Source organism: Desulfobacula sp., assembly GCF_021107415.1.
Genome location: NZ_JAIOSW010000488.1, coordinates 1 through 4,870, shown reverse-complemented (window position 1 = coordinate 4,870; position 4,870 = coordinate 1). Strand labels below are relative to the sequence as shown.

The window sequence follows — 4,870 nt, the reverse complement described above, 5'->3', positions numbered from 1 at the left end:
TGCCAAAGCATTGATATACATCCAAGGCCCTGACCCGGATAAATTTCTTTTTAAAGATAAAATTGAAATTTCACCGGTGCAATTTCCAAAATTTGTTATTTCAACTCAAAAGGCCAAAGTCCTGTTCAATGATTTTAAAAATATCAATGCCCTTAAAAAATCACCTGAAGTTACCCTTATTTCCGATATGAAATGGAAAAAAACAACCGCCCAAAATATTTACTGCATGATACCGGGCATTGATGATGAATTGAAAAATGAATTGATTATCATAGAAAGTTTCTATGACACATCTGCATTCATACCCGGTCGGTCACCCGGAGCTGACCAGGCCTGCTCCATTGCAACGCTCATGGATCTTGCAGCATTCCTTAAAGCAAACCCTGTGAAAAGATCGATCCTGTTAATTGCCACATCCGGTCACGGCAACAGCCTCCAGGGGATGCGTGAATTTATCTGGGCTCTTGAATTGAAATCCAGACAATTAAAAAAAATGCTCTCAAACTATGATAATACCATCAATGAATCTGAAAAAAACTTGAATTTGCTGGATGACTATCTTGGAGAAAAAAGACTGGATACCAAAAATCTTAAGCTGGTTCAAAAAAATATTTTAGATGTCATTAAAACAAAAATTGATGACTTGAGCAACCAACTGATGCGGCTTCGACTTGAACAAGACCCGGACGAGGTTCAGATAAAAAAGCTGGCAGCCCAAAGAATGGCATTGAAAAGGCTTGAAAGTAAGAATGATCTGACGACGCTTAATAATAATGAAATTAATTTGGCAAAAGCGCTGATCCCCCCTGCTGCTGAAAAATTAAAAAGAATCTTAAAGGATTCAAAAATAGACAAAAAGAATCTTACCTCGTCTAAGACATTGAGAAAATTAGTTAAATCAAAAAATGTCCGCATGATCATTTCATTGCACCTTTCAAGTCATGGTAATGGTATTGGGGCCTTTAATGAGGGTTGGCTGTATGACATTAAAAATTCCATAAATGCATTTCCACCCTATGTTAAAGTAAATGAAATCCTCATTAACAGCGGCAAAAAAGCGGCCGCAAACCTTAATTCGAAAAATATTTTAAAGGATTCATTAAGGCCCTCGCTTCACAAATCCTGGCAAAGCTATTTTAAGGACACACCGGCACTAGGGGGTGAAGTCAGCAGACTGGCGGGTTATTTGGGACTCAGTTTTGTCACCACAAATGATGCACGACGGTTATGGGATACCCCATATGATATTTTTGAAGCAATAGATATTAAAAATGCTGCAAACCAGAGCCGTTTTATCTCAAATCTTATTAAAAGTATTGCCTCTGTACCCAATATTTCCAGTACAAGAATGCCACGAAACGGATTTGCCACGGTAATGGGACGGGCTAATTTTTTAAGACATGGTTCTGTATTTGCCGATGCCCCGGCACCTGACAGCGTTATTTTTTCATTTCAGGGACCGGCAACATTCTATAATATTGTTGATGAATCAGGCCAGTTTTTGATCAAAGGGGTGGCAACAAAAAAATTAACCCTCCATAAAGTAATTCTTGAAGGGTATAAATTTGATAAAACAACTGGAAACACCACCTGGGCGGTTGATAAAAAAAAGACCACAAAGGCACGGTATCGTGTTAAAGTGACAAAAAAGCATATGGAAACCGATCTTGTAATGTTCCCCTGCAGCCAGACAACCATACTTAACCTTCTTGAACCCAGAACCTTTCAGTATATGACCAAATTATTGATCCTGGATGCCAGAACGGGTGCCGCCCCAATACGATATTGGTATAGCAGGATTGATACAAGGTCCTCTATTATCAGCTCCATTTATCTTCAGCCCGGAACCAGACTGAAGTTAGCATTGTCAGACACCCTTTTGACCAAAAAGCTGCTGTTAACCCATTCCGACCCAAAGCATCATGACGGCAATGGATATCGAATTGATGAGAATCCGTTGATTGCCCCCACCCAGTATCTTGCGGCAAAAGATATGTGGGCATTGTTGAACCCGAGAATAGACAACCTTGAACAAAAGGGAATTAATAACCAAAAAATCAGAACACTGAAAACCCAGGGAAATCAGGCATTGGAAGATGCAGAACTGAGTTTTAAGAATTTAAAGTATGATAAATTTTTTAATTCAGCCGGAACATCTCTTGCCCTTGCCGGAAGGGTATATGACCATGTTGAAACCATCCAGAAGGATGTGCTTTATGGTGTTCTGTTTTATATTATGCTATTTGCACCCTTTGCGTTTTGCCTGGAACGCTTTATTTTCGCTTTTATCAATATTTATAAGAGAATTGCCGGTTTCCTGACAATTTTAATTGTGCTGATTGCAATTATTTATAATGTTCATCCGGCCTTTGAATTGGCCTATAGTCCCATCGTTGTGATCCTCGCATTTTTCATCACCGGATTGTCTGCCCTGGTGACATGGATCATTTTTCATCATTTTGAGAATGAAATGAAACAACTGCAGCGGCAGGGGAAAAGGGGAAATGATGGAGAAATAAGTTTTTTAAAGGCCTTTTCCGCCTCTTTCTTCATGGGAGTCAATAATCTTCGGAGAAGAAAAATCAGAACCGTTCTCACCTGTACCACACTGGTTATTCTTACGTTTACGATCATGAGCTTTACGTCTGTTAAAAATATTCGCCAGCACTCCAAACTATTGTACAATGATCATACACCCTATCAGGGGCTGCTGATAAAACAGCTGAACTGGAAAGGTCTCCCCACCGAAGCATTCAAAATAATTGAAAATACCATGGCCTCAAATATGATTTCAGCACCAAGGGCCTGGCTTGAAACCAAAAATCGAACCCGGACCACAAAAATACCCATACGCTGCCAGGATCAAACCTTTGAAGCAAATGGCCTGATTGGCCTATCTCCCAAAGAACCGGAAATCAGCGGCCTTTCAAATTTTATGACACAAGGCCGGTGGTTTTCAGATGCTGACCGATATTCGATCATCATTTCAAAAAGAATGGCATCCCGGCTAAATCTCTTAAACATAGATCCCGAGGACCGGCATATTATGCTTTGGTCCATTCCGTTTAAAGTTATCGGCCTTTTTTCCGGTGATACCTTTGATAAATTCAAGGATCTTGATGGAGAGCCTTTAACACCGGCAATTTTCCCGGATGAGGTTTTTCAGATGACCACAGACGCGGAAATGGAGGCCATGGAATCCGGGGAGGATATCAAGGCATTTCAGAGCCGGTACAAGCATATCCCTTTTGATCAAACCGTGATCATTCCCTATAAAACCCTTATTTCTCTAGGGGGAAATCTTAAGAGTATTGCATTAAAGTATAAAAACAAACCTGATAATCATGACTCTACCTATGAAATGGTGGATCGATTCGGGTTATGGCTTTTCTCGGGTGAAAAAACAGGGGTTTTTCTCTATAATGCAAGTGACAGCCTCGACTATTCAGGGGTTCCCAATATTTTGATTCCCATTCTAATTTCTATTTTTATCGTGCTGAACACCATGATCGGCAGTGTTCAGGAAAGAAAAAGGGAAATTGGTATTTATACCTCCATCGGCATGGCACCCTCCCATGTTTCAATTATCTTCATTGCCGAAGCCCTCTCCTATGCCGTGCTCAGCGTGGTTTTAGGATACATTCTTGCCCAGGTCATGGTTAAGGTCTTTGCAGGAACCGCTCTTCTCAACGGTATCACTGTAAACTATTCTTCTTTGGGCGGTGTGTTTGCCATGGCAATGGTGATGCTGGTTGTCATTTTATCCTCCATCTATCCCTCCAGGATTGCCGCTTCCATTGCCATACCGGATGTTGAAAAATCATGGGAGCTTGCCAAGGCAAAAGGCGACGTGATGGATATTGAATTGCCCTTTTTAATCAAAACAAGTGAAATAATGAGTGTCACGGGTTATTTATACCAATTTTTAGAAACCCATCAAGAGATATCCCAGGGCATTTTCTCGGTGGATAACCTGGAACTGTCTTCCGATCAAAATGATTTAAATATCTGTTTTACAGCCTGGCTTGCCCCCTTTGATCTGGGCATTATGCAGGACATCAGTATTGTATTTAACCCATCACAATATTATGAAGGATACCGGGAAATCCACATGAACATAATGCGCAAATCAGGTGAACAAAATACCTGGTGGCGGGTCAATAAAAGATTTGTTAATCTCATGAGAAAGCAGCTTTTAATCTGGAGATCCATGGACAGGGATGAAAAGGAAGGATATATGTTAAAGGAAACAAATATTGCCTGAAACTAAAAAAAAATTAATCGCCATCAGGCCCCGGGCATACATCATTGCAATTCTCCTTGCAGTGCTGATTTGTGCCCTGACACCTTTTAATAATGTATATCAAAATGCAACTCCTCTGGGTGGCGGGTACTTTCCTCTGGCACCCTTTTACCTTTTATTCTGGTTAACGGTTATCACAGCTTTGACCAGGAAACTGTTTAAGATCCAAACCCTTCTTTCAGGGACTGAACTTCTTTTTACATGGGGCCTGATGATTCTCGTCTCAGGGATTGCTTATACCGGGTTTGCCAGGACATTTTTCATCAACCTGACAGCACCATACTATTTTGCCAGTGTGGAAAACCGATGGCAGGAAGTCCTTCACCCGTTTCTGCCCAAAAATCTTTTCCCCCAGGATGGTAAAGCCATTGAAATGCTTTACAACGGTATTGACGGTGGACAGGACATGGGGTGGCTGGAACTGATCTCCAGAGTCCCCTGGCACACATGGGCAGTGCCATTTTTGTCCTGGGGAATTTTTATATTTATCTGCTATTTTTTAATTCTCTGCCTCATTCATATGATTACCCGGCAGGCCATGGAAAATGAGCGGATGAATTTTCCACT

2 protein-coding genes are annotated in these 4,870 nt (G+C 41.0%); both read left to right on the top strand.

What is annotated here, in order from left to right:
* Positions 1 to 4,264 (top strand): FtsX-like permease family protein (locus K8S13_RS24420; RefSeq protein WP_291466337.1); only part of this gene is annotated, 4,264 nt, incomplete at its 5' end.
* On the top strand, positions 4,257 to 4,870 hold a 614-nt coding region (locus K8S13_RS24415; RefSeq protein WP_367172881.1), incomplete at its 3' end, for a DUF6785 family protein. The genes K8S13_RS24420 and K8S13_RS24415, both read left to right, overlap by 8 nt.